The 2,165-nt window shown below is 52.2% G+C and carries 1 rRNA gene; it reads right to left on the reverse strand.

Features of this window, described 5'->3' with window-relative positions:
- Window positions 1-2,147, reverse strand: a 23S ribosomal RNA gene (locus tag AWT75_RS20310); the annotation flags it as partial.
- Window positions 2,148-2,165 lie beyond the last annotated feature (18 nt).

The following is a 2,165-nucleotide window of genomic DNA, read 5'->3' on the forward strand; positions in this document are numbered from 1 at the left end:
GTCGGCTCCACAGGAACTAGCGTCCCTGCTTCAAAGCCTCCCACCTATCCTACACAAACCACTTCAAAGTCCAATGCAAAGCTACAGTAAAGGTTCACGGGGTCTTTCCGTCTAGCAGCGGGGAGATTGCATCTTCACAAACACTTCAACTTCGCTGAGTCTCAGGAGGAGACAGTGTGGCCATCGTTACGCCATTCGTGCGGGTCGGAACTTACCCGACAAGGAATTTCGCTACCTTAGGACCGTTATAGTTACGGCCGCCGTTTACTGGGGCTTCGATCAAGAGCTTGCACCCCATCACTTAACCTTCCAGCACCGGGCAGGCGTCACACCGTATACGTCCACTTTCGTGTTGGCACAGTGCTGTGTTTTTGATAAACAGTCGCAGCCACCGATTCTCTGCGACCTGTCGTAGCTCCCACCGCAGGGTGTTCACCACAACAGGCATACCTTCTCCCGAAGTTACGGTATCAATTTGCCGAGTTCCTTCTCCTGAGTTCTCTCAAGCGCCTTAGAATTCTCATCCTGCCCACCTGTGTCGGTTTGCGGTACGGTTCTTGTGTAGCTGAAGCTTAGTGGCTTTTCCTGGAAGCGTGGTATCAGTCACTTCAGGTCCGTAGACCCTCGTTATCACTTCTCGGCGTTAAAGAAGGGCGGATTTGCCTACCCTTCACGCCTACCGGCTTGAACGACCTATTCCAACAGGCCGCTGACCTAACCTTCTCCGTCCCCACATCGCACTACACAAAAGTACGGGAATTTTAACCCGTTTCCCATCGACTACGCTTTTCAGCCTCGCCTTAGGGGCCGACTCACCCTACGCCGATGAACGTTGCGTAGGAAACCTTGGGCTTTCGGCGAGCGGGCTTTTCACCCGCTTTATCGCTACTCATGTCAGCATTCGCACTTCTGATATCTCCAGCATCCCTTACGAGACACCTTCACAGACCTACAGAACGCTCCCCTACCATCTGCACTTACGTGCAAATCCGCAGCTTCGGTTATCAGTTTGAGCCCCGTTACATCTTCCGCGCAGGACGACTCGACCAGTGAGCTATTACGCTTTCTTTAAATGATGGCTGCTTCTAAGCCAACATCCTGGCTGTCTGGGCCTTCCCACTTCGTTTACCACTTAACTGATCATTTGGGACCTTAGCTGGCGGTCTGGGTTGTTTCCCTCTTGACGATGGACGTTAGCACCCACCGTCTGTCTCCCATGCTCGCACTTTCCGGTATTCAGAGTTTGCCATGGTTTGGTAAATCGCAATGACCCCCTAGCCATAACAGTGCTTTACCCCCGGAAGTGATACATGAGGCACTACCTAAATAGTTTTCGGGGAGAACCAGCTATCTCCGAGTTTGTTTAGCCTTTCACCCCTATCCACAGCTCATCCCCTAGTTTTGCAACACTAGTGGGTTCGGACCTCCAGTGCGTGTTACCGCACCTTCATCCTGGCCATGGATAGATCACTCGGTTTCGGGTCTACGCCCAGCAACTAAGACGCCCTATTCGGACTCGGTTTCCCTACGCCTCCCCTATGCGGTTAAGCTTGCTACTGAACGTAAGTCGCTGACCCATTATACAAAAGGTACGCAGTCACCCCTTGCGAGGCTCCCACTGTTTGTATGCATCCGGTTTCAGGTTCTATTTCACTCCCCTCCCGGGGTTCTTTTCGCCTTTCCCTCACGGTACTGGTTCACTATCGGTCGATCACGAGTATTTAGCCTTGGAGGATGGTCCCCCCATCTTCAGACAGGATTTCGCGTGTCCCGCCCTACTTTTCGTATGCTCAGTACCAAGAATGAAATTTCGTGTACGGGGCTATCACCCACTATGGCGGACATTTCCAGGTCCTTCCACTATCTCAATCTCTATCACATACAGGCTATTCCGCGTTCGCTCGCCACTACTGACGGAATCTCGGTTGATTTCTTTTCCTCGAGTTACTTAGATGTTTCAGTTCACTCGGTTCGCTTCCACGTACCTATGTATTCAGTACGGGATACCCTTGCGGGTGGGTTTCCCCATTCGGATATCGCGGGATCAAAGCTCTATTGCCAGCTCCCCCGCGCTTTTCGCAGGCTTACACGTCCTTCATCGCCTGTGATCGCCAAGGCATCCACCAGATGCACTTAGTCGCTTGACCCTATCATTTCAGTAACCT

Origin of the sequence: Aquitalea pelogenes (genome assembly GCF_001515305.1) — a bacterium.
GTDB lineage: Bacteria > Pseudomonadota > Gammaproteobacteria > Burkholderiales > Chromobacteriaceae > Aquitalea > Aquitalea pelogenes.